General features: G+C 67.0%; 1 protein-coding gene. It reads right to left on the bottom strand.

The window, feature by feature from the left end:
• The coding region (locus tag AC4FS3_RS29325) for a trypsin-like peptidase domain-containing protein (RefSeq protein WP_491023467.1) at positions 1–543 on the bottom strand (543 nt) is incomplete at both ends.

The raw sequence follows: 543 nt of genomic DNA, 5'->3' as shown, positions 1-543 counted from the left end.
TGGCCTGCCCCCCCATCGGGCGCGTGGCCAACCGGTAGCCGAAGGCGTCCGGGTCATCCACGGCCTGCCCGTCCACGGACAGGATCACGTCGCCGCGCTTCAGCCCCGCTTCCGCCGCCGGGCTACCTGGGCGAAGCTCCGCCACCAAGGCCCCCGTCGGCCGTTCAAGCCCGACGCTTTCGGCGATATCGGCGGTGACAGCCTGCAGGCGTCCGCCGAAATACGGCCGCTTGACCATCTTGCCGCCGTTTCTGGCCGATTCCACCACAACCCGGGTCATCGCCGCCGGTATGGCGAATCCGATGCCGACGCTGCCGCCGGAGCGGGAATAGATGGCGGAGTTGATGCCGACCAACCTGCCCTTCATGTCGACAAGGGCGCCGCCAGAATTGCCAGGATTGATCGCGGCGTCGGTCTGGATGAAGAACTGGTAGTCACCAATGCCGACCTGGGTGCGGGCGAGCGCCGAAACAATGCCCTGGGTCACCGTCTGGCCAACGCCAAACGGGTTGCCGATGGCCAGCACCAGATCGCCCACCTCAA

It is taken from the genome of Pseudogemmobacter sp. TB195 (assembly GCF_058313095.1).
Note: the sequence above shows the minus strand (reverse complement) of the source record. Positions and strands in the feature narration are given on the sequence as shown.